The following is a 25,966-nucleotide window of genomic DNA, read 5'->3' as shown; positions in this document are numbered from 1 at the left end:
ACGCTCGGCCCGGTGGTCCCCGGTCGCCGCGAGCACGAGCGACCGGACGGCGGCGCGCAGCCACGGGCGGGGCACGACGGGGAAGGCTACGGGGAAGACGAGCAGTGAGCACGACCTTGTTCCTGGTCCGGCACGGTGAGACGGTCTGGCACGCCGAGAACCGCTATGCGGGGACCAGCGACGTGGAGCTGACCCAGCGGGGCCGCGACCAGGCCCGGCGGCTGGCGGCCTGGGCGGGCGGGGCCGGTCTGGAGGCGGTGTGGGCCTCGCCGCTGCGCCGGGCGCGGGCCACCGCCGAGCCCGCCGCGCGGGCGTTGGGCCTGCCGGTCAGCGTGGAGGCCGATCTCAGCGAGGTCTGCTTCGGCGCCGCCGAGGGCCGCACCCTGGCGGAGCTGCCGCCCGAGCAGGTCGCCGCCTTCCGCGCCGACCCGGTGGCCGGGGCGTTCCCGGGCGCGGAGGACCCGCGGCGGGCCGCCCGGCGGGGCGTGGCCGCGCTGCACCGCATCGCCGAGCGCCATCCCGGCGGCCGGGTGCTGGTGGTGGCGCACAACACGCTGCTGCGGCTGGTGCTGTGCACGCTGCTGGGCGTCCCGCTGGCCCGCTACCGCACCGCCTTCCCCCAGCTGCGCAACTGCGCGCCGACGGAGATCGTGCTGAGCGGGGCCGGGGCGGGGCTGCTGGCGCTGAACACTCCGCTGCCCTGACCGGGGCCGGGGGGCGGGCTAGCCGAACGCGCCCTCGTGCCTGAGCAGCAGGGCGTAGGCGGCGACGGTGGAGTCGTCGGTGATGCGGCCGGCGTCCACCAGCTCCCAGAACTCCTCGCGGGAGAACCACCGCTGCCGCATGTCCTGTTCCTCGTGCTCGCGGGCGTGCGGGCCGGGCACCAGGTCGGTGGCCAAGAAGACGTTGAAGCCCTGGCCGCTGGTGCCGTGCGAGCAGTGCAAAAAGCCCAGGTGTTCCAGCCGCCCGGCGCGCAGCCCGGTCTCCTCGGCCAGCTCGGTGCGGGCCAGCAGCTCCGGGTCGCAGTCCACGCCGCCGGGAAGGCTGCCCTGGGGGAAGTTCCAGGTGCGCCGCCCGATCGGGTAACGGTATTCCTCCACCATGTGGAATCCGCCCTTTTCCGCCGGGATCACCAGCGCGAAATCGGGCTTTTCTACTACACCGTATATTCCGGACGAACCGTCGGGGCGTTCGATACGGTCCTCGCGCACCGTCATCCACGGATTTCGGTACACGACCCGGGAATCCAGCCGCCTGATGACCTGCCCGCCGTCCCGAGCCATGTCACCCTCCCGATCCATAGCGGTAGACGAGTTCGTGCCGGTCGCCCACCACCACCCGGTGGGTGACCTCCACGATGCGGCCGTCGGCGTCGTAGCCGCGCCGCCACAGCGTCAGCACCGGCTGATCGGCGGAGATCTGCAGCACCTCGCACTCGTCGGGACGCGGCAGCCGGCAGGTGACGGTCTCCTCGAACAGCAGCCGGTAGCCGAGTTCCTCCAGCCGGGAGTACAGCCCGCCCGGTCCGGTGTCCACCCGGCGCAGCACCGGGAGCCGCTCCACCACGTCCATGATCACCCAGGTGGTGGCGGTCTGCACCGGCGGCTCCCCCACCGTGCCCTGCACGCGGGCGCGCTGCAGCAAAGGGGTGCCGACCGGGACGGCCAGCCACCGCGCCAAGGTGGCGTCGGCGGTGACCTCCTCGACGGTGGTGTGGGTGAACGGCTCGCGGCCCTCGTTGCTGGCCGAGACGTGAAAACCCCGCCAGCGGCCCACCTGGCGGGTGATGTCGCTGGCCGTGCGCCGCACCGGCCCGGTGGGGCGGACCTGGGTGCCGGTCCCCGGGTGCACCACCGCCAGGCCTTGGTCGGCCAGCATGCGCACGGCCCGGCGCACCGTGGAGCGGTCGGCGGCGAACTCCCCGGCCAGTTCGCGTTCGGACGGCAGCCAGGAGCCGGGCTCCAGTTCGCCCTCGATGATCCGGGCGGCCAGCACGCTGGCGATCGCCTGCGCCTTGGCGGGTGGTCTCGGCATTGGGACGTGACCTCCCAAGCTCGGGCATGGCGGGGCAGGGCTCTTTACAACAACCATAACCCGACCATTGATCAATCCCGGCTGTCCCGAATACCGCAGTTTCGGAGAAGTTGCGCGATTCCATGGACGGCCGTTTCTTGGTAGGTCTACCTTAGACCTACCGTAGACCGACCAAAGGGGGATGATCACCCTGGGCCGGCAGACTTTCCAGCGCCCTTCGCTGTTTTCGTGGACGGTGGTCGTCGATCACGACGATCGCCGCCGGGTGGGAGCCTGCGGGGTCTGCGACGACCGGCTGCGGGCGATGCGGCATCTGGGAGAGGCGCTGCTGGAGGCGCCGATCGATGCGGTAGGGCTGGTGCACCGGGTCACGGTCGGCGTGGCCAAGCTCGGCTACCTGTACCACGGGCTGATCGCCCGGGGCCGGCTGAACCCGGCGACCGGAACGGTCGACTGGCTGGAGGCCGGCTGCCCGCCGTGGGCGTGGGGCCGCATGGACGCGCTGGTCAAGGCGGTGACCGGCAAGCCCGGCGAGATCCCGCCGCCGGAGGCCGTGGCGCTGGGCCTGGCCGACCCGGACCCCGGGCGCTTCCTCCTCGACGGGCGCTGAGCGTCCCTCCTGCGCGGGCCTCCTCCAGCACGCCGGGCCCGCGGCCGCCCACGGCGGGCGAGCCGCACCGGGCGAACGGAACCGCCGCCGCACAAGGTCCCGTGTGAACGGCGCCGATCCGGGCACGGTCGGCCAAAAAAGAGGGGGACCCATGAAGCTGCACGACACCGGCGGTATCAAAAGCGCGCTGAACGACCTGGACTTCCCGGCGGCCAAGGAGCAGATCGTCGAGCACGCCCGGCGGCGGGGCGTGGGACGCGACGCCGATCAGGCGCTGTCGGCGCTGCCCCGGGGCGAGTACGCCAGCCTGCGGGAGGTGCTGCGGTCGGTGCCGCTGGACCCGGCCCCGGGACGCTCGGAGACCGAGCGCACCGCCCAGCGCCGCCGCGCCAAGCCGGGGCTGGCCGAGCACGAGCGTCCCGCACGGCCGTCGCCGATCGAAGACGAACTGCGCCGCAGGCCCTGACCGGGTGCCCGGCCGCCTCAGGTGGCCAGCAGGTCCAAGGCGACGGCCGCGGTCCACGACTGGGCGCGGGCGCCCAGCGGCTCGCCGGTGAAGGGGTGGTAGTACTCGGCGAACAGGCCGTCGGCGAGCTGGTCGATGGCGGCCTCGCGGAGCATGTGCGCGGCCTCCTGCTCACCGGAGCGTTCCAAGCCCCAGATCAGCAGCCAGGTCATCGGCGGCCACTGCGGGCCCCGCCAGTAGCGCACCGGGTCGAAGTCCGGGGAGGCGGGGCTGGTGCTGGGCGGCAGGGCGTGCACGAAGCCCGGGTGCCCGCACCAGTCGGCCGACATCAGCCTCTCCACCAGGGCGCGCCGGCGGGCCGCATCCAGCCCGCCGGACACCAGCGGGGCGAACCCGGCGATGGTCGGCGTGCGCACCACCGTCCCGTCGCGCAGGTCCACATCGGCGGCGAACCCGCTCTCGTCGCAGGTCCCCAGCACACCGCGGCGGAACCGGTCGGCATACCCGATCAGCTCATCGGCCCCGGGCAGGCCCAGCTCGTCGGCGACGGTGGCCAGCTCCTCGTTGGCGGCCACGAACAGCGCGCTGGTCAGCACATCGCCCATGCGGAAGCTCAGCGTGCGGTGCGCCCGCTCGTCGTCATAGCGCGCCCGGCGCAGCTCCTCCACCAGCCACTGGTACTTGGTGTAGTCGGCGTCGGAGGGGCGCTGCGCGGCGGCCCCGCCCAGGGCGCTGAGGGCGTGCAGGTCGGCCCGGCGGAACGGGACGAACCCCGGCGCCGGGATCACCGCCGCGTACGGGGCGTCCCAGCGGGGGGAGTTGTCCAGCCCGCTCTCCCAGCCGTGGTAGATGGTCACCAGCCCGCGCTCCTCGGGGTCGCGGCGGGTGGCCAGGTAGCGGTGCCAGGCCAGCAGCGCCGGCCACATCGCCCTGATCCGCTCGACGACCTCCTGGCGCTCGCCGGCCGCGGCGATGCGGGCGGCGTCCAGGATGCGGCGGACCGCCACGCCGTGCACCGGGGGCTGGATCAGCCCGCTGGTGGCCACGTGCCCGGGGGCGTCCGGGCAGACCTCCCGGCAGGCCCAGCGCCGCGGGCCGGGCTCATAGCCGGTCTCATCGTCGGTGAAGACGATGTGCGGCACCATGCCGGTGCGCCACTGCGCCGACAGCAGCGTCTCCAGCTCGGTCAGCGCGCGCCGGGTGGACACCCGGGCCAGGCCCATGGCGATGAACGCGGCGTCCCAGCTCCACATGTGGGGGTACAGGTGAGGCGCGGCGACCGTCAGCCGCCCTCGGTCGTTGCCGGCCAGGACGTAGGCCGCCCGTGCGGCGGTCTGGCTGCGCGTCAGTTTCGCGGCGGGCGCCGATATGGGGTGCGTCGCGCTCACTGTGAACCTTCCCCAGCCGGGCCCTTCCCGCCGTGCGCCCCGCCGGGCCGTGGCGCGGGCGGAGCGGCCGCCGGAAAAGGTCCCATGCTCATGGTCGTCCCAGGTGCTAGAAGGTATGTCTCTAGACCTTATACGTCCATAGGGTTCCCGGGGGCGGCGTTCCGATGCAACAAGTGCATGTGACCGCGACGAAACATTCGCGTAACACATCGGCCGCCGGCGGGACGCGGCCCGCCCGCCGCGCGCCCGCCGCACGTCCGGGAAGATGAGCCGCATGCGGATCGCGCTGTTCGTCACCTGCCTCAACGACACGCTGTTCCCCGGCACCGGCAAGGCGGTCGTGCGGCTGCTGCGACGACTGGGCTGCCGGGTGGACTTCCCGGCCGCCCAGACCTGCTGCGGCCAGATGCACCTCAACACCGGCTACCGCGAGCAGGCCGCGGCCCTGGCGCGCGGCTTCGCCGACGCCTTCGCCGGCCATGAGGCGGTGGTGACGCCGTCGGCCTCGTGCGCGGCGATGGTGCGCGACTGGCATCCCCGGCTGCTCGCCACGGACGCCCCCGCCGTCCCCAAGGTCTATGAGCTGACCGAATTCCTGGTGGACGTGCTCGGCGTCACCGACGTGGGCGCGCGTTTCCCGCACCGGGTGGCCTACCACCCCACCTGCCACTCGCTGCGCATGCTGAAGGTCGGCGACCGTCCGCTGCGGCTGCTGCGCGCGGTGCGCGACCTGGAACTGGTCGAACCGGAGAACGCCGCCGAGTGCTGCGGCTTCGGCGGGACCTTCGCGCTGAAGAACGCCGCGGTGTCGGCGGCCATGGGCGCCGACAAGGCCGCCGCCGTCCGCGCCTGCGGCGCGGAGGTGGTGTGCGCGCTCGACAACTCCTGCCTGATGCACATCGGCGGGACGCTGACGCGCACCGGCCCGCCGATACGAACCGTCCACCTGGCCGAGATCCTCGCCTCCGCACCAGAGGAGCCCTCATGAGCAGGCCGCCCGGGAGCATGCCGACCTACCTGGGCATGCCGTCCTTCCCCAAGGCCGCCGAAGACGCCGTCGCCGACGCCCGGCTGCGCGGCAACCTCGCCCACGCCACCGGCACCATCCGCCGGCGCCGCCAGGCCGCCGTCGCCGAGCTGGCCGACTGGGCAGAGCTGCGCGAGACCGCCCGGCGCATCAAGGACCACACCCTGCGCCACCTGGACCACTACCTGCGGATGCTGGAGGAGCGGGTCACCGCGGCCGGCGGCAGGGTGCACTGGGCCCGCGACGCCGCCGAGGCCAACCGGATCGTCACCGAGCTGGTGCGCGCCACCGGGCACACCGAGGTCGTCAAGGTCAAGTCGATGGCCACCCAGGAGATCGGGCTGAACGAGGCCCTGGCCGAGGCGGGCATCGCCGCCCATGAGACCGACCTGGCCGAGCTGATCGTGCAGCTGGGCGAGGACCGTCCCTCCCACATCCTGGTCCCGGCCATCCACCGCAACCGCGGCGAGATCCGCGACATCTTCCGCCGCCGCATGCCGGACGCGCCCGCCGGCCTGTCCGACGACCCCGCCGAGCTGGCCGAGGCCGCCCGCCGGCACCTGCGCGCCAAGTTCCTGTCGGCCAAGGTCGCCGTCAGCGGCGTCAACTTCGCCATCGCCGAGACCGGGACGCTGGTGGTGCTGGAGTCAGAAGGCAACGGCCGGATGTGCCTGACGCTGCCGCAGACGCTGATCTCGGTGATGGGCATCGAGAAGGTACTGCCGACCTGGCGGGATCTGGAGGTGTTCCTGCAGCTGCTGCCCCGCTCCTCCACCGCCGAGCGGATGAACCCCTACACCAGCACCTGGACCGGCGTCACCCCCGGCGACGGGCCGCGCGAGTTCCACCTGGTGCTGCTGGACAACGGCCGCACCGCCACGCTGGCCGACCCGGTCGGACGCCAGGCGCTGCGCTGCATCCGCTGCTCGGCCTGCCTGAACGTGTGCCCGGTCTACGCCCGCGCCGGCGGCCACGCCTACGGCTCCCCCTACCCGGGGCCGATCGGGGCGATCCTGTCCCCGCAGATCCGCGGGATCGGCTCACCGGTGGACGCCTCCCTGCCGTACGCCTCTTCTTTGTGCGGGGCGTGCCTGGAGGTCTGCCCGGTGGCGATCGACATTCCCGAGGTGCTGGTCCACCTGCGCGCCAAGGCCGTGGCGGAGGGGCCCCGCCACCGGCTGGCCGACGCCGCGATGACGGCCGCGGCGTGGACGCTGCGCTCCCCCCGCCGCCTGGCCCTGGCCCAGCGCGCCGCGTCCGCCGGCCGCCTGCTGGCGCGGCGCGGCCGGATCCGCCGCCTGCCCGGCCCGCTGCGGGCCTGGACCGAGGCCCGGGACGCGCCGGCTCCCCCCGCCGAGTCGTTCCGCACCTGGTGGAAGCGCACCGACGGAGGCTCCCGATGACCGGGCCGGCAGGCGATGCACGCGCCGAGATCCTCGGCAGGATCGAACGAGCCCTCGGGGCGCGCAAGGTGCCGGCCGAACGGGACTACGCCGGCATCGAGCGTCCCTACCTGCGCCGGCACCACGACGAAGGAGTGCTGGAGCTGTTCGCCGAACGCGTCGCCCACTACCGGGCCACCGTCCACCGCGTTACGGCGGCCGGCCTGCCCGGGGCGCTCGATGCGGCGCTGACCGGCTCCCGCTACGCGATCCCCGCCGACCTGCCCGCGGCGTGGCTCGGCGCCATCCCCTCCGGCCGCCTGGTCCCCGACCCGGACACAGCGGAGCTGGACGCCCTGGACGGCGTCCTCACCGGCTGCGCGGTGGCCATCGCCGAGACCGGCACGATCGTGCTGGACCACGGGCCGCGGCAGGGGCGGCGCGCCCTCAGCCTCGTCCCCGACCGCCACCTGATCGTGGTCACCGCCGATCAGGTCGTCGCCGACGTCCCCGAGGCGCTGGAGCGGCTGGACCCGGCCCGGCCCCTGACGTTCGTCTCCGGGCCGTCGGCCACCAGCGACATCGAGCTGAACCGGGTCGAGGGCGTGCACGGCCCCCGCGTCCTGGAGGTCTTCCTGGTCGCACCCGAACCGGCGGGAGGCCGTGTCGTGTGACACAAGTCGCGCACCCCCAGCGATCTACCGTTGGCGGCGAGTGAACGGTGCGGTGGCCCGTCCATCGGTAATGTGACGATCAAATCCTCACGGGTTGCGGGCCGACGCATAATCATGGCGTATCGACCGCCTGTCGCATTGGGGTGTGGACAGTGAGAGGTCGTGCGAACCGGAATCAGGGCCGACATTCCGGCCCTTCCGGGCTCACGCCGCTGGTGGGACGGCGTGACATTCTGCGTACCCTCGATCAGGCGCTGGACGCCACGGCAGGCGGCGCGTTCCGGTTCGTGGCCATGGAAGGCGAACCGGGGGCCGGCAAGACCCGGCTGCTGATGGAACTGGCGGAGGCGGCACGGGCCCGCAAGCTGCCCGCGCTGGCCGGCCGGGCGGCCGAGTTCGAACAGGACATGCCGTTCGGGGCGGTCATCGACGCCCTGGACGACCATCTGGAAGAGCACCGGCCCGACCTCGGCGCGGGGGCGATGCGGCTGCTGGGGACGGTGTTCCCGGCGATGTCCCTGGCGACGTCCCCGGCGGGCGAGGCGGACCTGGCCGACCTGACCGGCCTGGCCCGCTACCGGCTGCACCGGACGATACGGCGGCTGCTGGAGGAGCTGGCCGGCCCCGGTGGGCTGGTGGTGATCCTCGACGATGTGCACTGGGCCGACGACGCCTCCATCGAGCTGCTGGACCACCTGGTGCGCCACCCGCCGCGGGCGCGGGTGCTGGTGGCGGTGGCCTACCGGCCCGCCCAGGCCGCGCCCCGGCTGGCCACGCTGGTGGAGACCGCCGCCGGGCACGGGGTGCGCGTCCCGGTGGGGCCGCTGAGCGAGGCGGAGGCCGCCGAGTTCCTCGGACCGCACGTCAGCGCCGCCCGGCGGGCGGCGCTGTATGCCGCCAGCGGCGGCAACCCCTTCTACCTGGAGGCGCTGGCCCGCATGGACGGCGGCCCCGCCGAGACGGTCGGCGCCCACGCCCCCGACGGGGCGCTGCCGGCCTCCGGCGAGCTGCCGCCGACGGTGCAGGCGGCGCTGCAGGCCGAGCTGAGCGGGCTGCCGGCGCAGGCGCTGCTGGTGGCGCAGGCGGCGGCGGTGGCCGCCGACGAGTTCGAACCGGCGCTGGCGGCGGCCGCCGCCGAGGTGCCCGAGAGCACCGCCCTGCGGGCGGTGGACGAGCTGGCCGCCCGCGACGTGGTGCGCCCGGCCCCCGGCGGCCGGTTCCGCTTCCGCCACCCGCTGGTGCGGCACGCCACCTACGAGTCGGCGGCGGCCGGCTGGCGGGTGGGCGTGCACGCCCGCGTCGCCGACCACCTGGCCCGCCTGGGCGTGCCGGCGACGGTGCGGGCCCGCCACGTGGAACGCTCGGGCCGCTTCGGCGACCCCGAGGCCATCGCCACCTTGATCGAGGCCGCCCGCACGGTGGCCCCGCACGCGCCCGGCACCGCCGCGCACTGGCTCAAGGCCGCCTTGAAACTGATGCCCGACAGCGACGAGCGGCGCCTGATGCTGCTCGGCGAGCTGGCCAAGATGCAGGCCGTCAGCGGCCAGCTGGCCGAGGGCCGGCAGACCGCCCGCCAGGTGCTGCAGCTGCTGCCGCCCGACGCGCTGCCGCTGCGGGCCCGCGCCACCCGGCTGTGCGCCATGATGGAGCGGCTGCTGGGCCGCCCCCAGGAGGCCCGCGGCATCCTGCTGGCCGAGCTGCGTGCCATGCCCGACCCCCGCTCGGCCCCGGCGGTGATGCTGCGGCTGCGCCTGGTGGCCGAGAGCCTGATGCGCGGCGACTTCCGCGCCGCCCAGGCCGTGCTGGACCTGGTGCCCGACACCGCCGAGGACTGGGAGCCCAGTTTGACGGTGGCGGTGGCGGCGCTGCGCCCGATGCCCGCCTACGCGGGCGACCTCATCGACGACGCCCTGCGCCACATCGCGCACGCCGACCGCGTCACCGCCGCCGCCCCCGATGAGCACCTGGCCGAATGGCTGGACGCCGTCACCTGGCTGTGCTGGACGGAGCTGTTCATCGGCCGCCACCGCGACGCGCTGGCCCGCTTCGACCGGGTCCTGAAGGTGGCGCGCTCCACCGGGCAGAGCTACATCGTGCCCACCGCGCTGGCCGGGCAGGCCCGCGCCTACACCATGGTGGGCCGGCTGGCCGAGGCCGCCACCGCCGCCGAGGAGGCCGCCGCCGTCGCCGACATGCTGCGCTCCGACCAGCTGACGGTCTTCGCCCTCACCCAGCGCTGCCTGATCGCCGCCTGGACCGGGGACGAGGAGGACGCCCTGGCCTGGGGGCGGGAGGCGGTGCGCGTCAGCGGCACCAGCAGCGAATGGTGGAGCCGGCAGGCCCGCTACGCCCAGGCCATGGCCCTGGTGTCCCGCGGGGACACCGCCGCCGGCGCCGAGCTGCTGCGCGAGGTGTGCACCGACAGCGAGGACACCGCCGCCCTCGACCAGAGCACCCGGCTGCGGGCCTGCGAGACGCTGGCCGACCTGGCCGCCGCCCAAGGCGCGGCCGCCGAGGCCGCCCGCTGGGCCGAGCTGACCGCCCAGACCGCCCACCCGCAACTGGAGACCAACCTGGCGCTGGCCGACCTGGCCCGCGCGCACGCGCTGCGCCCCACCGACCCGGCCGCCGCCGCCGAGCACGCCCACCGGGCCGCCGAGGTGCTGCAGGACGCCGGGCACCTGCTGGACGCCGGACGCGCCCGCCTGCGCGCCGGCACCGCCCACGCCGACGCCGGCGACCGCGCCAAGGCCCGGGAGCAGCTGCGCGCCGCCGCCGAGATCTTCCGCCGCGCCGGCGCCCGCCCGCTGCACGCCCTGGCCCTGCGCGAGCAGCGGCGGAGCGGGATACGGGTGCCCTCCGGCGGCGGGCGCGGCAGCGGTCCCGGCGGGCTGTCCCCCCGGGAGCTGGAGGTGGCCCGCCTGGTGATGGAGGGCTGCACCAACCAGCAGATCGCCGAGCGGCTGTTTTTGAGCATCCGCACCGTGGAGACCCACCTGTCGAACATCTTCGCCAAGCTCGGCGTCGGCTCCCGGGTCGCCATGGTCAGCGCCCTCAGCAAATTGGAGGGCTTCACCTCCGAGTGACCCCGGCTTTCGCCGAGGTCCCAAAGCCGCGGTTCCCAAAGCCCTACCCTGATCCCCCGTGCCTACGGGAAGGGCGGCGTACGTATCCGTGGCATCCGCCCGGACAAGTCAGGGTTTGCCACGATGCGGCACGCACGCCCGGGACGAGATAGTCGATCCGTCGCCCGGTCTCACACCCCGCCGGGCACGCCCCCTGGAGGATGCCCATGAACAGCCCCATCCCGCGTTTCACATACGCGGGCGTGAAGGACGCGCACATCTCCGTGCACCCCTTCACGACCGAGGACGGGCTGGGCCTGAGCCTGACCCGTTTCCACCGAGCCGACTGCGACGACGTCGTGCTGGTGATCCACGGGCTGACCCTCTCCAGCGACATGTTCATCATGCCCGAGCACCGCAACCTGGTGACCCACCTGCTGGATGAGGGCTTCACCGACGTGTGGGCGCTCGACTTCCGGATGAGCAACCGGTTCACCTACAACCTGGAGACTCACCGGTTCACCCTGGACCACTGCGCCCGCTACGACCACCCGGCCGCGATGGCCGAGCTGCGCCGGCACATCGGCGACCGGCGGGTGCACGTGATCGCGCACTGCCTGGGGTCGGTGACGTTCATGATGAGCCTGTACGGGGGCGTCGTGAACGACATCGCCAGCGTGGTCTGCAACAGCGTGGCGCTGACCCCGCGGGTGCCGCGGTGGTCCCGCTACAAGCTGGCCTACGGACCGGCCCTGTCCGAGTACGTGCTGGGCCTGTCCTTCCTGGACCCCCGGTTCGGCGACGCGCCGGTGCTGACCCGGGGCTGGATGCTGTCGCGGGTGACGTCGCTGTTCCACAACGAGTGCGACGTGCGCCCCTGCCACATGCTCAGCTTCATGTGGGGCAGCGGCAAACCGGCGCTCTATGGGCACCACAACCTGGACGATGCCACCCACCGTCGCATCGCCGACCTTTGCGGGGGCGTCGGCGTGCACTACTACCGGCACGTCCACAAGATGGTGAAGGCCGGCAGGGCGGTCAAATACGACCGAAGCGACCGGAGCATGGCCGTCCTGCCGGACGACTACCTGGCCTACGCCGCCGATGTCCGCACCCCGGTGCTGCTGCTGACCGGCGACCGCAACAAGGTCTTCGCCGACTCCAACATCGTCTGCCACTCCGTGCTGGACGATGCCGCCCCGGGCCTGCACGAGCTGGACATGCTGCCCGGCTACGGCCACATGGACCCGTTCTTGGGCAAGAACGCCCACGTCGACGTCTTCCCCAAGATCGCCGACTTCCTCAAGCGGAAGGCGGCCTGACGATGGCGACCGAGGTGAAGGTGAGCGAGCACGTCGACGCCGTGGTCGTCGGCTCCGGCTTCGGCGGATCGGTGGCCGCCTACCGGCTGGCCGAGGCGGGCCGGTCGGTGGTGCTGCTGGAGCGGGGCCAGCCGTTCCCGCCCGGCAGCTTCCCCCGTTCCCCCGCCGAGATGAGCCGGGCCTTCTGGGACCCGCGCGAGGGCCTGTACGGCATGTACGACGTGTGGAGCTTCGCCGGCTGCGACTCGGTGGTCTCCAGCGGGCTGGGCGGCGGCTCCCTGATCTACGCCAACGTGCTGCTGCGCAAGGACGAACGCTGGTTCATCCACGAGCGCCGCACCCCAGGCGGCGGCTATGAGCCCTGGCCGGTCTCCCGGGCCGAGCTGGACCCCCACTACGACGCGGTCGAGCGGATGCTGGGGGCCACCCCCTACCCGCTCCACCACCCGGCCTACGCCGACACCCCCAAGACCCACGCCATGCAGGACGCCGCGGCCGAGCTGGGGCTGGACTGGTTCCTGCCGCCGCTGGCGGTCAGCTTCGCCCCCTCCCCCGGCGCCGAGCCGGGCATCGGGCTGCCGATCGTCGAACCGGAGTACGGCAACCTGCACGGGGCGCCGCGCCGCACCTGCCGGCTGTGCGCCGAGTGCGACATCGGCTGCAACGACGGCGCCAAGAACAGCCTGGACTTCACCTACCTGTCGGCGGCCCGCCACCACGGGGCCGACCTGCGCACCTGCTGCGAGGTCACCGCGATCCGACCGCGGCCGGGCGGCGGCTATGAGGTCGACTACGTCCGCCACGACCCCGCCGTCAAGGCCCGCCGCACCAAGCCCCACACCATCGGCTGCGACCGCCTGATCCTGGCCGCCGGCACCTACGGCACCACCTACCTGCTGCTGCGCTCGCGGGAGAATCTGCCGGGGCTGAGCCCGGCGCTGGGCACCCGGTTCTGCGGCAACGGCGACCTGCTGACCTTCCTGACCCGCGCCAAGGACCGCGACCGGGTGCGGCTGCTGGACGCCAGCCGCGGCACGGTGATCACCAGCGCGATCCGGCTGCCCGACGAGGCCGACGGCGATCCGGCCGCCCGCGGCCTGCGCGGCGCCTACATCGAGGACGGCGGCTACCCCGACTTCGTCAACTGGATGGTCGAGGGCGCCGACTTCGGCGACCAGATCGCCCGCGCGGTGCGCTTCCTGTGGGAGCGGTTCGTCGACTTCTTCTCGGGTGCTCCCGACACCAACCTGTCGGCCGAGCTGAGCGAGCTGATCGGGGACGGGGCGCTGTCGATCAGCTCGCTGCCGCTGCTGGGCATGGGCCGCGACACCCCGGACGGAGTGCTGCGGCTGCGCGGCGACCGGCTGGAGGCCACCTGGACCGCCAAGACCAGCGAGGTGCACTTCGAGCGGCTCCGCAAGATCATGCAGCGGATCGCCGACGTGCTGGGCGCCGACTACGCCGACAACCCCATCTGGTTCCGCAAGCGGGTCATCACCGTCCACCCGCTGGGCGGCGCGCCGATGGGACGGCACCCGGGCGAGGGGGTGTGCGACCCGTACGGGCAGGTGTTCGGGCATCCGGGCCTGTACATCGCCGACGGCGCCGCACTGCCCGGGCCGGTGGGCGCCAATCCCGCGCTGACCATCGCGGCGTTGGCCGACCGGATGTGCACCCGACTGCTCGAAACGGGGGCCGGGCCGGTCGCGACGGGGGCCGCGACCGGCTCGACGGGCGCCGGGTCACCCGCCGGGCCGCCGCGGGCGGGCGCCACGTCCCTGTCGTTCACCGAGGAGATGAAAGGGTCCTGGACGCCGGGGACGGCCGACCCGCGCGCCGGCGAGCGGGGGGACGGCCGCCGGCCGCTGGCCTTCCGGCTGACCATCACCGCCGCCGACGTGGACCGGTTCCTGGCCGAGCCGGAGCATCTGGCCGAGGCGACGGGCTGGATCGAATCCCCGGCGCTGGGCGGCCGCCGGCCGGTGACGCGGGGGCATTTCAACCTGTTCCTGGCCACCGGCGACCCGGACCGGCGGACGATGCGCTACCGGCTGCACTTCACCGACGACCGGGACCGTCCGCTGACCCTGGTGGGCTGGAAGGACGTCCGGCCGGGCCCGCCCACCCGGATCTGGGCCGACACCTCCACCCTGTATGCGCGGATCCTGCAGGGGCATGTGGACGAAGGGCAGGAGGAGACGGCTCCTGTGGTGGGCGCGGGCGTGCTGCGCATCCGGCCGGCCGACTTCGCCGAGCAGCTGACCACCTTCCGCACCAGCGGCCCCGGCGGGCTGGCCGCGCTGGTCCGCTTCGGCCGTTTCTTCGCCGGCGAACTGTGGGAGGTGTACGGACCGGACCGGTGATGCCCGGTCCCCTGATCGTGGGGCGCGAAGGAACTGCGGGGTGCCTTCGCGCCCCACCCGTTTTTCACAGCAACCGGGCGCGGTGGCGGGCCAGGGCCAGCGCCGGATAGCAGTCGCCGGGCGGGCGCCGCTCCTCCTCCAGGGCCGCGGTCAGCCGCGCGGCCGCCGCCTGCCGGGTGAGCGGCTGCAGGAGGCACAGCTCGGCCTGCGCCGCCTTGCGGGCCTCGGCCAGCAGGCCCGGCACGTCCCCGATCACGACGATCTCGCTCGGCTCGCCCTGCTGCAGCCGCACGGCCAGGGCGTGGTGGGGGCCGGAGCGTTCCGGGTCGTAGCGGAACTCGCACACCAGGCGATCGCCGTCCAGCGGGCCTTCCTGGATGAGCCAGATGGGCCCCGGGGCGACCTTGCCGAGCGCCTCGGCCCACGGCGGAAGCGGCAGGCCCGGCAGGGCCGCGGCGGCCCGGCCGGCCGCGCGGCGCGCCCACTGCGGGCCGATCGCGGCGATCGCCCGCAGGAACGCCCGCGTCCCGGCGGTGGCGGCCCGGTGCAGTTCGACGATCAGATCCCCCATGGCCATCCGGTGCCCGGCCCGGTGCGGAGCGGCCGCCTCCAGCGCGCCCAGCTGGGCCGAGGTCCACAGCTCGGCGCGCAGCGGATCGGGCAGGCCGGGCAGTTCATCGGCCGCCCGCACGTATGCCCGGTACACCTCGTGCAGCGCCGGCAGCGCAAGGGCGGGCCCGGTCCTGCCATCGCGTTCGGTTCGCACCGGCACAGGCTACTTGCCTCGGCGCCGCGCGGCGGAAGGCGGCGTCGGGCGCCCCCGACCGCCCAACGCCTTTACAATGTAGATTATTAATCGCGGAGCGGGACGGTCAGCAGCGTGCGGCCGTCGTCGGTGCGGACCTCAAAGCGCTCGATCTCGGCGGGGCGCATGGCCACCCCGCCCTGGACCGTCAGCGGCTCCGGGGAGCCGGGCACCCCGTACCCCTTGGGCGGCACGGACCAGCCGACGGCCACCTCGGCCCGCCCTCCTGAGCCGACCGCCAGCAGCTCGCACCGCAGCGGCCCGCGGACCCCGCCCAGCCGCAGCGCGACCCGCGCCCCCCACTGGCGGGGCTCCCAGGCGACCACCGCCTTGACCCCACTGCCGGAGTCGGTGGCCTCCTTGCGCCGTTCCCCGGCCAGCAGCGCCTGGGCGCCGTCGGCCGCCGGCGGGGGCGCCGCCGCCACCGGCACCTGTGCGCTCCCGGGACGTTCGGCCGTCGGGCCGCCGCCCAGGGCCACGCCCGTGCCGACCCCGCCCGCCAGCAGGACGATGCCCGCGGCGGCGCCGAGCAGCGCGCGCAAGCGGCGTTGCCGCCGCGCCAGCTCGGCCCGGCGCCGCACCAGGTCGGTGACGATCGCCGCATCGGTGGCGGGGGTCTGCGGCAGGGTCTCCAGCAGCGGCACCCCGTCCAGCGCCTCGGCGACGCCGCGCAGCTCCGCCAGTTCCGCATGGCAGCGGGCGCAGGTGGCCAGGTGCGCCTGGAAGGCGCGGCGGTCCGGCTCCTCCAGCAGGCCCAGCGCGTAGGCGCCGACGTCGGTGTGCCGGATCCGGCTCACAGGGCCGCCCCTCTTTCCTCCAGGGCGACCCGCAGCGCCCGCAGGGCGTAGTAGACCCGGGACTTGACCGTGCCCACGGGGATGCCCAGCGCCTTGGCGGCCTCGTTGACCGTCCGGTCGCGAAAGAACGTCTCGTTGAGGATCTCCCGGTGCGCCGGGGACAGCGACCGCAGCGCCTCGGAGACGACTACCGAACGCAGCAGGTCCTCCAACCCGTCGGGGGCGTGCAGGTTCTCCAGTGGTCCCTCCCCGGCCTCCTGGGGGCGGGCGTTCTTGCGGCGCTGGTCGTCGATGACGATCCGGCGGGCCACGGTGGCCAGCCACGGCAGCAGCGAGGCGGCCTCGGCGTCGAGCCGGTGGGCGCTGCGCCAGGCGCGGATCATGGTCTCCTGCACCACGTCCTCGGCCCAGTGCCGGTCGCCGCCGGTCAGCCGCAGCACCAGCGACAGCAGCGGCCGCCCGTACACCCGGTACAGCTCGGTCACGATCACCTGGTCGTCCACCGCGGCCGCGGAGCGGGGGCCGCGGAACCAGCTCCAGCGGCCGCCGGAGGCGCGCTCGCGGGCGCGCGGCGGCCGTGCGGAGGTCTTGGAGGAGGAGGCGGACGAGGAGATCGCGGGGGTTCGTTGCGCCATGAGTGGGTCTCCGGTGCGGGACGGGGCCGTTGTCGGTGCCGTCAAGGCGAGACCGGCCTCATTCGCCAGAGCCACTGCGCTCGAGGCCTTCGGCATACCCGCTGGAGCCGCCGCCGGTGTTCCCACCGCCATTGTTACCACCCTCGCCGTTGCATGTCTGCACCTTCCCGCCATCGAATGCCCCGGGACGGCGGCGCGGCGGGCGTCGCCCCAGCGGCGGCCGCCGGCTTCCGTCGGCCCCGGTCGAGCAGCCGCCGTCCCGCCCCCTGCGCTCTCCCCTCCTGTGGGAGCAGGGGCCACGGCGCGCTTCCCGGGGCCGTATCCCCTTCTCGGATCGCCATGACGTCACCCTCCTGCCGTGCCGCCCATGTCGGCAGGAGGTACGCGGACGGGCCGCAGAAGGGTTCAGCGCCGGGCGAGGGCCTGCGGGAGGGCTCACAGAACACCGGCCCTTCCCTACGGAAGGGATCAGACGGGACTTAGTCCCCTAAAACCTGCTAACTGGTTCGCTATACCGACCTAACCCCGGGATCCTCGGCACTGCTCCTGCGTCCAATCGGCATCAGCTCTCTCACCGGGAAAGGAAGGTGGGCGGCCCTTCCGGAAAACGGATCCGCCGGCACTCCTTGGCTCCTGGAGCGGAACACGGGCGGCGCGCCCGGATTCGCCGACGCGATCGAAAGAGGGCCACACATGAACACGCTGGCTGACAACCTGGCTGAGAACCCGACCGGAAAGCGGCTCATGGAACGGGCGGAGCAAGGCGATCTGCTGGTCTACCGGCTGCTGGTGGCCGTCGACATCCAGGGCTACAGCAAGCGCGACGCCCGTGAGCAGCTGCTCGCCCAGCAGGACCTGTCGGACCTGCTGGATGAGGCGGCGGCCGGCGCCGGGCTGAACCGGAGCACCTGGGGCAAGCAGGTCGGCGGGGACGGCGAGCTGGCCCTGCTGCCCGGCGGCACCGACCTGGCCGCGGTGGTGGGGGACTTCCCGCTGCTGCTGGCGGCCGGATTGCGGGCGCTCAACCGCGAGCGGTCCGGACGGCCGCGGCTGCGGGTGCGGCTGGCGGTGCACCACGGCACGCTGACCGCCGGCCCGTTCGGTCCCGCCGGCGACGCCCCGGTGGTGGTGCAGCGGCTGCTGGACGCCGCCCCGCTGCGGCGGCTGCTGCACGACGACCCCGACCGGGACCTGGCGTACGCGGTGTCGGCCTCGCTGTATGAGGACGTGGTGCGCAGCGGGTTCACCCGCCTGGAACCGCGTGACTTCCGGGCCGTGCGCATCACCGCCAAAGGCACCGACTACCGCGGCCACATCCATGTCGGCGACCCGGCCGCCTTCGCCGACCTGGGGGAACTGCAGGCCCTGCCGACGTCGGCCCCTCCCCCGGCGGTGCGGTGACCGGGAAGGCCGGCGAGGGCTCGCGGGTTGGCGTTTGGTGACGGCATCAGCCGCACCACCGACTCTTCCGGGAGGCCGGCCATGACCGACACCGCCGCGCTGCGCGCGCTGCTGTCCGAGCGCGAGCTGGGAGTGCTCGCCACGATCAGGCGCAACGGGCGCCCCCAGCTGTCCACCGTCGTCTACCACTACGACCCGGGCCGGGAGCTGATCCGCATCTCGGTCACCGCGGACCGGGCCAAGACCCGCAACCTGGCCCGCGATCCGCGGGCCAGTCTGCATGTGAGCGCCGCGGACGGCTGGTCGTGGGCGGTGGCCGAGGGCACCGCGGAGCTGTCACCGGTGGCCGCCGACCCGCAGGACGCCACGGTGGCGGAGCTGATCGACCTGTACCGGGCCATCCGGGGCGAGCATCCCGACTGGGACGACTACCGCCGGGCCATGGTCGCCGAGCGCCGCCTGGTGGTCCGCCTGCACGTGGAACGCCTCTACGGGCAGCCCCCGGCGTCCTGAGCGGGCGCCGCGTCAGCGGCGGGGCTTGGCATGGCGGGTGGGCTCGGCGGTGGCGGGGTCCTCCGGCCAGGGGTGGCGGGGGTAGCGCCCGCGCAGCTCGGCCCGGACCGCCCGGTAGCCCTCCCGCCAGAACGAGGCCAGGTCGCCGGTGACGGCGGCGGGCCGGCCGGCCGGGGACAGCAGGTGCACCACCAGCGGCACCCGGCCGCCGGCCAGGCGGGGCGCCTGCCGCCAGCCGAACAGCTCCTGCAGCTTGACCGCCAGGACGGGCTGCTCGCCGCGGTAGTCGATGCGGATCCGCGAGCCGGAGGGCACGGTGATGCGCTCGGGCGCCATCTCCTCCAGCCGGGCGGCGCACTCCCAGGGCAGCATGTCGCGCAGCACGGCGCTCAGGTCCACGCCGGCCAGGTCGGCGCGGCGGCGCAGGCCGTGCAGCCGCTTGGCCACCTCCTCCAGCACGGCGGCGTCGCCGACGTCCGGCCAGGGGTCGCCCAGGGCGCGGCGGCAGAAGGCCAGCCGCTCGCGCAGCGCCACCGCCTGGGGAGTCCAGTTCAGCAGTGAGAGGCCCTCCCGCCGCAGGCCCTCGGCCAGCGCCTCGGCCACCTGGGCGGGGTCGGGGTCGGCCAGCGGGACGGCGGCCAGCTCGATGGCGCCGAGCCGGCGGATCCGGCGGGCGCGCACGTCCCCGTCCCGCCAGGCGACCTCCTCGGTCTCGGTCAGCAGGGGCGCGGCGGCCACGGCCGCGACCTCAGCGTCGATGGCCGCCGCCAGCCGGATGCGGGCCGAGGCCGCCGCCGGGGGCCGGTCGGCGACGGCGATCGCCAGCCAGCGGGCGTTCTCCAGGTGGGAGCCGGCGGCGAGCTCGGCCCCGGTCCCGGAGGCCATCACATAGCGGCCCGCTCCCCTGGCCTTGGCCACCCGTTCGGGGAAGGCCAGCGCGACCACCGTCCCGAGGGCGGTCTCGTCCGTGCCCGCATCCCCGCGCTCTTGCCCGTCTGCGCCGCCGGTGTCCTCGCCGGGCCCGGTGAGCACCCGCAGCAGGCGGCGGGTCTCGCGGCGCCAGCGGTCGGTGTAGGCGGCGTCCCGCCGGCCGGTGCGCGCCGCCCGCAGCAGGTCGGCCAGGTCGTCACCGGCCCAGGCGGGCGGCGGTTCCGACAGCAGCGCCACCGCTTCGGCGGCGCCGCGCCGTCCCACCAGGGGCGCGCCGTCCAGCAGGGCCCGGGCCAGCCGGGGGTGGACGCCGGCGTGCACCATCCGGCGGCCCCGGTCGGTGACCCGCCCATCGGCGTCGAGCGCGCCGATCGCCTGCAGGGCGGCGCGGGCGGCCTGCAGCGCGGCCCGCGGCGGCGGGTCCGGCAGGGCCAGGCCCGTGGCGTCCGGGTCGCCCCAGCAGGCGATCTGCAGGGCGAAGGCGGTCAGGTCGGCCAGCTCGATCTCCGGGCGCGGCCGGTCGGGCAGCCGCCGGTGCTCGGCGGCGCTCCAGCACCGGTACACCACGCCCGGTCCCTGCCGTCCCGCCCGCCCGGCCCGTTGCTCGGCCGCCGCCTTGGAGACGCGGACGGTGGTCAGCGCGCCCAGGCCGCGGGCGTGGTCGGTGCGGGGCTCGCGGGCCAGGCCGGAGTCGACCACGATCCGCACGCCCGGCACGGTCAGGCTGGACTCGGCCACGGCGGTCGCCAGCACCACCCGCCGCCGCGTCCCGCCGGCCAGCACCGCCTCCTGGTCCCGTGCCGTCGCCCGGCCGTGCAAGGTCAGCAGCTCCGCCTGTGGCGCAAGGTCCTCCAGCAGGGCGGCGACACGGGCGATCTCGCCGACGCCGGGCAGGAAGCACAACAGGTCGCCGTCGCGTTCGGCCAGGGCGCGCCGGATCGTGGCGGCCACGTGCTCCAGCAGCTGGGCGGCCACGCGCATGCCGTGCGGGGGCGGCAGGGGGCGCGGCGGCGGCGCCCAGACCACCTCCACCGGGTGCAGTTCGGCGGCGGCCGTCACCACCGGGCCGCCCAGCAGCCTGGCCCACGGCTCGGCCTCGGCGGTGGCCGAGGCCGCCACCAGGCGCAGGTCGGGCCGCAACGCCGCGCGCACATCCAGCAGGAACGCCAGTGCGGTGTCGGCGTCCAGGTGACGCTCATGGCACTCATCCAGCAGCACCGCGTCGACGCCGGCCAGCTCGGGGTCGCGCTGCAGCCGCCGCAGCAGCACCCCGGTGGTCACCACCTCCACCGACGAGCCCGGCCGGTGCTCGCCGCGGACCGCGAACCCCACCCGGCGGCCCACCTGCTCCCCCAGCATCCAGGCCATGCGGCGGGCCGCCGCCCGCACCGCGGGCCGGCGCGGCTCGACGACCAGCACCCGGCTCCGCCGCGGGGAGGCCGGGCCCGCCTCCCCGGCCAGGGCGAGCGGCACCAGTGTGGTCTTGCCGGTGCCGGGCGGCGCCACCAGCACCGCCGTCCCGTGCTCGTGCAGCGCCGCCCGCAGGGCGGGGATCGCCGTGCGGACGGGCAGCGCCTGCCACCGGGCCGTCAGCCGGTCGTGCTGGTCGTGCATGTCCTCAGTCAACACCGAACCGCCGCGACGCGGGCGCCGCGGGGCTCGGGGGTGCCGCGGCGCCACACCATGAAATATGCCGGGAAACTTTCCCTGAAATGTGCAGTGAAACTTGCACGGACAATTTCTACTGTACTTTCACGAGTCTATCCAAGGCATTCTCGCGCTCTTCCGGCGCCCTCGCCGAAGAAAATTCGCAATACCCCCCATCAAGGCGATGATCTTACGCGTCGCTTGCTTTAGCGGCTCACTTCCGTAACCGGGGGGTGGGGTTATGACAATGACCAGGGCGTGCCGGATAATAGTTATATAGCCGCTGGTGTGACGGAGGTAACACATGTTTGGCAGCTCAATCTACACTCGAGGTAGAGAGGCCTTCACCGGCGGTTCGCCCCAGGCGGTGTACGAGGAGCTGTGGCTTCGCGGACGCAAGTCCAGATTGCGCAGCTGCGCCATTACCGCGGCCGTTGCGCTAATCGTCGGCGGATACGTCGTCTCCCCGCTGTTCGGTGTGGTGCTGGGGGTCATCGCCGGCGGCGGCCGCGCTTTGCAGTTCTACCGGGCCTACTGGGCCGCCGGCGTCTGGCGGCGGGGCCTGCGCGGCGAGGAGCGCATGGCCAAGATCCTGCGCTGGACGCTGGAGCGGCGCGGCTACCGCGTGCTGCACCAGCGCCTGGTGCCCGGCCACGGCAACCTCGACCAGCTGCTCATCGGGCCGCACGGCGTCTGGATGCTGGACAACCAGGCCTGGCACCCCGACACCGTGCTGAGCGAATACGGCGGGAAGCTGTTCCTGGACGACCGGACCCCCTCGCAGCTGGTCAAGCGGCTCACCGGAACCGCCGCCGAGGTCTCCCGGGTGCTTTCTGAGCGGCTCGGGATCGACGTCCCCGTGCAGCCGGTGCTGGTGGTGCACGGCGGCAGGGTCCGCGGCCGTCGCTTCGTCGCCGACGGCATCGTGGTGCTGGGGCCGTGGGAGCTGCTGCGCTGGACCTCCCGGCACCCCAACGCCGAGCTGTCCCCCAAGCAGGTGGAGAACATCCTGCGCACGGCGGTCTACAACCTGCCCATCGGGGGCCGCACCATGCCCGATTCCCAGCCCGGCTCCGTGCCCGACGCCGCCTGAACCGTCCCTCCGTCCCGGCGCGCCACTGAATCGCCGTCCCCGCCCGGATCCGGGCCGCGGTGACGGCCGCACAGACCCGCGGACTTCCGCTCGGCCACGGGCAAACCCGACCCCCGCCGTGGTCACGCGGAAGTCCGCGTCCCTTTCCGCCCGGTGTGCCACAGCCAGGCCAGCCCGATCACCGGCAGCACCAGCGGCACGAACCCATAGCCGCGTCCGTAGGCCGACCACACCGTCTCATCGGGGAAGGACTCGGCGTCCACCAGGGAGAAGGTGCCGATCACCAGCACCCCGGCCAGTTCCAGCGAGCAGGCGGCCGCCGCGACCCGCCGCGACAGGCGGCCGCCCAGCGCCAGCGCCACGGTGGCCAGCACGTAGACGATCGCGGCCAGCGCCGACAGCAGGTAGGCCAGCGGCGCCTCGTCGAAGCGGGTGGCGATCTGCACGCCCGCCCGTGCCCCGGCGGCCAGCGCGAACACCCCGTATACGGCGACCAGCAGCCGTCCGGGCCCGCCGCCGGTGCGGGCGGCCGGCCCGGCCTCGCGTGAGGCGGCCGGGGCGGCGTCTGCGGGATCGGTGGGAGTAACGGGTTCAGGCAACGGTTCCGTTCCAGATCTGGTTCATGCGGGCGATCATCACTGCGACCGACAGGCCGGCGACCACCAGGACGGCCGGACCCCAGCGGGAGCGTTCCAGCAGACCCCAAAAGGCCCCGGCCGGGGGGATGAGCAGGATGCCCAGCAGGTAGCCGACGAAGGTGGCGCTCCCGTCGGGGCCCTCGCCGCCGGCCACCTTGATCAGGCCCAGCACCGCCTGGACCACCAGCAGCGCCTCCACGACCGCGAGCCCGGCCAGGTGCAGCCGGTCCATCGGACGGTTCCGCACCGTGGTCAGCAGGCTGTAGGCGGCCACCACGAGAGCCGCCACGACGATCACGGTCCCCAGGGGCTCGGTCATGGCCCTTGAGACTACTACCGCCTGTAGAGCATCCCGGCCCGGGTCGCGGGACCGCCCGGAAGAACCGCCCGCCTCGGCCGGCGCATGGAATCATGATCGGTGTGCGGAACCTGGAGTCGCTCATCTTGACCCGGCACGGCGAGAGCCTCGCCAACCTCGCCCAGCAACAGGCCCACCAGGCCCTCCAGGATCCGCCCGAAGAGATCGACGTCTGCGACCGGGACGCCGATGTGCCGCTGACCGAGCGGGGGCGGCGGCAGGCCGCCGCACTCGGCCGCCGGCTGGCGGCGCTGCCCGCCCACGAGCGGCCCACCGTCGCCGTCTCCTCGCCGTACCTGCGGGCGCTGGAGACCGCGCGCATCGCGCTGGCCGAAATGGACTCCCCTCCCCCGCTGCTGGTGGACGAGCGGCTGCGGGACCGGGAGACGGGCGTGCTGTACCGGCTGACCCCGCACGGCGTGCGGGTGCGCCACCCCCGGGAGGCCGAGCGGCGCGAGCGGCTCGGCGAGTTCTACTACCGGCCCCCCTGCGGGGAGTCCTGGACGGACGTGGTCTTGCGGCTGCGCAGCGCCTACCGGGACATCGACACCGACCATGCGGGCGGCCGGGTGCTGGTGGTGGCCCACGACGTGGTGGTGCTGCTGACCCGCTACATCGTCGAGGGGCTGACCGAGCAGCGGGTCCTGGAGCTCGCACGGACCCAGGTCGCCAACTGCTCCTTCAGCCGCTGGGTCCGCCGGGACGGACGGCTGCATCCGGCCGAGTACGGCGACACCGCGCACCTGGCCGGGCCGTCCGCCGGGCCGGGCCGCGGCCCGGCGGGCTGAGGCCTTACTCCACGCGGTTCCACGCGCCGTCTCCGCAGGCCGCACGCGAGCGCGCCGCGTTCGGGGACGATGCCGCAGAGGGGAGCGGGCGCTCTCTCCGCTGTTCGGGACGCCCGCTTGGGCGAAGGCCCGCTCACGGAGCGGCGGCCGCTCAGCCCTCGGCCAGCAGCCGGCGGGCGCGGGAGAGCGCCGCCGCGCGGCGGGGCTCGCCGGGCGGCAAGATCGCCGCCAGCCGCTGCTGCACCTCCAGGTCGTCCCGGCCGGCGGGGGTCTGCGCATAGATCCACAGGGCGTCGGGGCCGCCGCGGCTCAGCAGCTGGCGGCGCAGCCGGGCGGCCAGCTCGGCGCGTTCGGCGCGCAGCGCCGGGGACTCCGAACACGGCAGCAGCTCGCCGCGGTACAGCCGGGCCGCCTGCAGCAGGTCCTCCCCGCGCCCGGCCGACAGCAGCCGGCGCAGGGTCAGAAAGTCGGCGTCCAGCTCGCATTCCAGCCGGTAAGGCTTGGCCGCCAGCAGCTCGCCGAGCCGGCCGCGCAGCCGGTGGATCTCCGCCCGGACGGTCACCGGGTTGCCCTCGTCCCCGTACAGCAGCGCCGACAGCCGGTCGGCGTCCAGGCCGCGGGGGTGCAGCGCCAGCAGGGTGAGGATCTCGGCGTGCCGGCGGGTCAGGTGCAGCGGGCGGCCGTCCAGCAGGGCGTGCGGCGGGTCGCCCAGCATCGACAAGGTCAGCAGGGGGCGTTCGCCCTCGCGCCGGGCGGGCCGGGGCACCCGCAGCAGGAAGACCTCGCCCAGCGCCTCGGCCACCGCCGGGCACCCGTCCGGCAGCCGCAGCCGCCGCCCGTCCTGGGGAAGCGGCAGGCGCAGCCCGCGCCAGTCCTCCACCTCGGCGGCCAGCACCCGCCCGGTCTCGGTGACCAGCGCGACACCGCCGCCCGGCCCGCGCAGATGCCGCAGGTAACGCTCGCGCAGCAGCTCGTCGCGGACCTGCATGTCCAGCTCCAGCCGGGACTCGGCGAGCCGGGCCAGCGCGCCGACCAGTGCCAGGGCGCTGGGGTGCAGGGCGTGGGCGACGGCGCTGAGGTCGATGCAGCCCACCACCCGCCCGGTGTCGGGGTCGGTCACCGGGGCCGCCGCGCACGACCAGCCGTGCAGCACCCGCGCCACGTGCTCGGCGGAGTGCACGTACTCGGGGCGGCCCTCCGCCAGCGCGATGCCGATGCCGTTGGTGCCGATCGACCCCTCCGACCAGCAGAACCCTTCGGCCAGGCCGATCCGGGCGGCGGCGCGGCGCAACCGCGGCGGGCCGTGGCTCCACAGCACGTGCCCCTCGGCGTCGGAGATCACCATCAGCTGGGCCGACTCCTCGGCGACCCGGTCCAGCAGGCCGCGCAGCATCGGCAGGTGCCGGCTCAGGGGGTGGGCGGCGCGGGCGTCGGCCAGCACGTCGGAGTCGAAGACCAGCGGGGCCGCCGGGATGTCGGCGTCGACGCCGGCCGCACGGGAGCGGCGCCAGGAGTCGCCGATCACCGCCCGCGGGGCGGGCCCGTCCTCCCCGTCGTCCTCTCCGCCGGCGACGGCCTCGTGGGCGCCGGCCAGGGCACGGGCGACCTCACGGGGATCCCGGCAGGCATGCGGCGGTACCACGGGTCGTTCGGGCATGTGGTTCTCCTCCGCCCGGCGCATCGCCCGATGCGGGCGATCCCCATCGTGCTCCGGGCATGGTCGGTCACGAGCATGAGTCAAGCGATTACTGGACGCAACCGGTTCCTGGAAACTCGTCCTCGAAATCCAGCCGGAGAAGCACCAGGGAAGTGCAACGTGCATGCAACGTTGCACCGCTTACCGTACGGAGCCAGGGGGGAGGCCGTGCCGGGACCCGTCTTCCACCGGGTCCCGCCCCGCCGCCACGGACGCCTCGGGAACCGTCCCGGGCAGAGGGGGACGTCCGTGGCGGCGGGGGCGCGGCCGCTCGCCGGTGGCCTCGCTGCAAGGGGGAGATACCCAGGTGTTGTGCCCGACCTGCCGGAGCGTC

Annotated in this window: 23 protein-coding genes; 13 read left to right on the top strand and 10 right to left on the bottom strand. The window is 74.4% G+C overall.

Features of this window, described 5'->3' with window-relative positions; translation table 11 throughout:
* Positions 1-104: 104 nt before the first annotated feature.
* Entirely contained in the window at positions 105-704 is a 600-nt protein-coding gene (locus BUE48_RS09935) for a histidine phosphatase family protein (protein WP_012852358.1), read from the top strand.
* An 18-nt stretch (positions 705-722) separates the two neighbouring features.
* On the opposite strand, the gene BUE48_RS09930 is transcribed toward BUE48_RS09935, so the two are convergent.
* Positions 723-1,283 (bottom strand): NUDIX domain-containing protein, encoded by a 561-nt coding sequence (locus BUE48_RS09930; RefSeq protein ID WP_012852357.1) that lies wholly within the window; start codon positions 1,281-1,283, stop codon positions 723-725.
* A gap of 1 nt (position 1,284) precedes the next feature.
* Positions 1,285-2,034 carry a GntR family transcriptional regulator gene (locus BUE48_RS09925; protein ID WP_012852356.1) on the bottom strand — a complete coding sequence of 250 codons (750 nt, stop codon included), beginning with the start codon at positions 2,032-2,034 and terminating at the stop codon, positions 1,285-1,287.
* 181 nt (positions 2,035-2,215) lie between these two features.
* Between BUE48_RS09925 and BUE48_RS09920 the strand changes: the two genes are divergently transcribed.
* Both BUE48_RS09920 and BUE48_RS09915 read left to right on the top strand, forming a co-directional pair.
* Complete coding sequence (locus BUE48_RS09920; RefSeq protein WP_012852355.1) at positions 2,216-2,644, top strand: hypothetical protein; 429 nt, start codon at positions 2,216-2,218, stop codon at positions 2,642-2,644.
* Positions 2,645-2,795: 151 nt separating this feature from the next.
* Complete coding sequence (locus tag BUE48_RS09915; protein ID WP_012852354.1) at positions 2,796-3,110, top strand: DUF2795 domain-containing protein; 315 nt, start codon at positions 2,796-2,798, stop codon at positions 3,108-3,110.
* Between the two features lie 17 nt (positions 3,111-3,127).
* Here the strand turns inward: BUE48_RS09915 and ggh are convergent, their stop codons facing one another.
* Positions 3,128-4,498 carry a glucosylglycerate hydrolase gene (gene ggh / locus BUE48_RS09910; RefSeq protein WP_012852353.1) on the bottom strand — a complete coding sequence of 457 codons (1,371 nt, stop codon included), beginning with the start codon at positions 4,496-4,498 and terminating at the stop codon, positions 3,128-3,130.
* A 274-nt stretch (positions 4,499-4,772) separates the two neighbouring features.
* On the opposite strand from ggh, the gene BUE48_RS09905 reads away from it, so the two are divergent.
* The 6 genes from BUE48_RS09905 to BUE48_RS09880 all read left to right on the top strand — a co-directional run bounded on the left by BUE48_RS09905 (position 4,773) and on the right by BUE48_RS09880 (position 14,331).
* Positions 4,773-5,486: a (Fe-S)-binding protein gene (locus tag BUE48_RS09905; RefSeq protein WP_286989693.1), complete on the top strand. Its 714-nt coding sequence runs from the start codon at positions 4,773-4,775 to the stop codon at positions 5,484-5,486.
* Positions 5,483-6,928: a LutB/LldF family L-lactate oxidation iron-sulfur protein gene (locus BUE48_RS09900; protein ID WP_286989692.1), complete on the top strand. Its 1,446-nt coding sequence runs from the start codon at positions 5,483-5,485 to the stop codon at positions 6,926-6,928. Before BUE48_RS09905 ends, BUE48_RS09900 begins: the two co-directional genes overlap by 4 nt.
* A complete protein-coding gene (locus tag BUE48_RS09895; protein ID WP_286989691.1) occupies positions 6,925-7,581 on the top strand; it encodes a LutC/YkgG family protein in 657 nt (218 codons plus the stop codon). Before BUE48_RS09900 ends, BUE48_RS09895 begins: the two co-directional genes overlap by 4 nt.
* A 215-nt stretch (positions 7,582-7,796) precedes the next feature.
* Positions 7,797-10,667 (top strand): helix-turn-helix transcriptional regulator, encoded by a 2,871-nt coding sequence (locus BUE48_RS09890; protein WP_286989690.1) that lies wholly within the window; start codon positions 7,797-7,799, stop codon positions 10,665-10,667.
* A gap of 206 nt (positions 10,668-10,873) precedes the next feature.
* Positions 10,874-11,968: an alpha/beta fold hydrolase gene (locus tag BUE48_RS09885; RefSeq protein ID WP_012852348.1), complete on the top strand. Its 1,095-nt coding sequence runs from the start codon at positions 10,874-10,876 to the stop codon at positions 11,966-11,968.
* Between the two features lie 2 nt (positions 11,969-11,970).
* Positions 11,971-14,331, top strand: coding sequence for a GMC oxidoreductase (locus BUE48_RS09880; protein ID WP_012852347.1), 2,361 nt, complete (start codon positions 11,971-11,973; stop codon positions 14,329-14,331).
* A 64-nt stretch (positions 14,332-14,395) separates the two neighbouring features.
* Here BUE48_RS09880 and BUE48_RS09875 read toward each other — a convergent pair whose 3' ends face one another.
* The 3 genes from BUE48_RS09875 to BUE48_RS09865 all read right to left on the bottom strand — a co-directional run bounded on the left by BUE48_RS09875 (position 14,396) and on the right by BUE48_RS09865 (position 16,568).
* Positions 14,396-15,097, bottom strand: a complete 702-nt coding sequence (locus BUE48_RS09875) for a hypothetical protein (protein WP_286989689.1) — start codon at positions 15,095-15,097, stop codon at positions 14,396-14,398.
* A gap of 86 nt (positions 15,098-15,183) precedes the next feature.
* Positions 15,184-15,933 carry an anti-sigma factor family protein gene (locus BUE48_RS09870; protein ID WP_012852345.1) on the bottom strand — a complete coding sequence of 250 codons (750 nt, stop codon included), beginning with the start codon at positions 15,931-15,933 and terminating at the stop codon, positions 15,184-15,186.
* Positions 15,930-16,568 (bottom strand): sigma-70 family RNA polymerase sigma factor, encoded by a 639-nt coding sequence (locus tag BUE48_RS09865; protein WP_012852344.1) that lies wholly within the window; start codon positions 16,566-16,568, stop codon positions 15,930-15,932. The genes BUE48_RS09870 and BUE48_RS09865 overlap by 4 nt, the downstream gene beginning before the upstream one ends.
* A 693-nt stretch (positions 16,569-17,261) precedes the next feature.
* On the opposite strand from BUE48_RS09865, the gene BUE48_RS09860 reads away from it, so the two are divergent.
* Positions 17,262-17,969: a nucleotidyl cyclase domain-containing protein gene (locus tag BUE48_RS09860; RefSeq protein ID WP_012852343.1), complete on the top strand. Its 708-nt coding sequence runs from the start codon at positions 17,262-17,264 to the stop codon at positions 17,967-17,969.
* Between the two features lie 81 nt (positions 17,970-18,050).
* Positions 18,051-18,482, top strand: coding sequence for a PPOX class F420-dependent oxidoreductase (locus BUE48_RS09855; RefSeq protein WP_012852342.1), 432 nt, complete (start codon positions 18,051-18,053; stop codon positions 18,480-18,482).
* A gap of 12 nt (positions 18,483-18,494) precedes the next feature.
* Here BUE48_RS09855 and hrpB read toward each other — a convergent pair whose 3' ends face one another.
* The gene (gene hrpB, locus BUE48_RS09850; protein ID WP_286989688.1) at positions 18,495-21,026 is read right to left on the bottom strand and encodes an ATP-dependent helicase HrpB; all 2,532 of its coding nucleotides are present in this window, start codon (positions 21,024-21,026) and stop codon (positions 18,495-18,497) included.
* A gap of 337 nt (positions 21,027-21,363) precedes the next feature.
* Between hrpB and BUE48_RS09845 the strand changes: the two genes are divergently transcribed.
* Entirely contained in the window at positions 21,364-22,152 is a 789-nt protein-coding gene (locus BUE48_RS09845) for a nuclease-related domain-containing protein (protein WP_286989687.1), read from the top strand.
* A gap of 122 nt (positions 22,153-22,274) precedes the next feature.
* Here BUE48_RS09845 and BUE48_RS09840 read toward each other — a convergent pair whose 3' ends face one another.
* Positions 22,275-22,751, bottom strand: coding sequence for a hypothetical protein (locus BUE48_RS09840; RefSeq protein WP_012852339.1), 477 nt, complete (start codon positions 22,749-22,751; stop codon positions 22,275-22,277).
* Entirely contained in the window at positions 22,744-23,109 is a 366-nt protein-coding gene (locus BUE48_RS09835; protein WP_012852338.1) for a hypothetical protein, read from the bottom strand. The genes BUE48_RS09840 and BUE48_RS09835 overlap by 8 nt, the downstream gene beginning before the upstream one ends.
* A gap of 92 nt (positions 23,110-23,201) precedes the next feature.
* On the opposite strand from BUE48_RS09835, the gene BUE48_RS09830 reads away from it, so the two are divergent.
* Positions 23,202-23,936 carry a histidine phosphatase family protein gene (locus tag BUE48_RS09830; RefSeq protein WP_286989686.1) on the top strand — a complete coding sequence of 245 codons (735 nt, stop codon included), beginning with the start codon at positions 23,202-23,204 and terminating at the stop codon, positions 23,934-23,936.
* A gap of 151 nt (positions 23,937-24,087) precedes the next feature.
* Here BUE48_RS09830 and BUE48_RS09825 read toward each other — a convergent pair whose 3' ends face one another.
* A complete protein-coding gene (locus tag BUE48_RS09825) occupies positions 24,088-25,593 on the bottom strand; it encodes a helix-turn-helix domain-containing protein (protein ID WP_286989685.1) in 1,506 nt (501 codons plus the stop codon).
* Between the last annotated feature and the right edge of the window lie 373 nt (positions 25,594-25,966).

It is taken from the genome of Thermomonospora sp. CIF 1, from assembly GCF_001896795.1.
In the GTDB taxonomy this organism is placed as follows: Bacteria; Actinomycetota; Actinomycetes; order Streptosporangiales; family Streptosporangiaceae; genus Thermomonospora; species Thermomonospora curvata.
This window is presented reverse-complemented; position numbering and strand designations above follow the sequence as displayed.